General features: G+C 80.5%; 1 pseudogene. It reads left to right on the top strand.

The features are described 5' to 3' along the window. Window positions 1-268 precede the first annotated feature (268 nt). Window positions 269-528 (top strand): annotated as a pseudogene (locus D3105_RS35045) (hypothetical protein); the annotation flags it as partial.

Genomic DNA, 528 nt, shown 5'->3' with positions numbered 1-528 from the left:
GGCGGCCGACGGTGCGGGGGCGGGGCCCGGAGCCCGGTCCGGGCTCGAGCGCGTCACGGCGGACGGAAGGTCACCGAGCAGCGGAGCGCCGCCGCCGATCCGGGCGGTCGGTGGCAGCGAGGGGAGCGGCGCACCGATCCCGCCGCGCACCCGGGCGGAAGTGTTCGGCCCCGGGGCCGCTGCTCGCTGCACCGCGGGGGAGGGCTCGGAGGGCCTCGACGACGGTTGACGCCGTGCCGGGGCCTCGGCCGGACCGGAGGACGAAGGCGTGGGCTTCGCGGGGGCCGTGGGTGTCGCGGCCGAAGGGCTCAGCGGGTTCTGCGGGGTCGGCGGCTCCGACGTCCGGCGCTGGAGCACCGGCATGGCCGCAGCCGCCGGCGGCACGGCTCCGGGAGCGGACGGGACGACCCCGGTCGGCCCGTCGGCCCCGGCCGGCCTTGCCCCGGTCGGCATTTCGCGCAGCGGCTTGCCCAGGGCCGGGCGTACGGCTTCGGGGGCGGGCCTGTCGGGGGCGGAGCGGAGGCCGGA

The organism is Streptomyces globisporus (genome assembly GCF_003501885.1).
GTDB lineage: Bacteria > Actinomycetota > Actinomycetes > Streptomycetales > Streptomycetaceae > Streptomyces > Streptomyces globisporus_D.
Note: the sequence above shows the minus strand (reverse complement) of the source record. Positions and strands in the feature narration are given on the sequence as shown.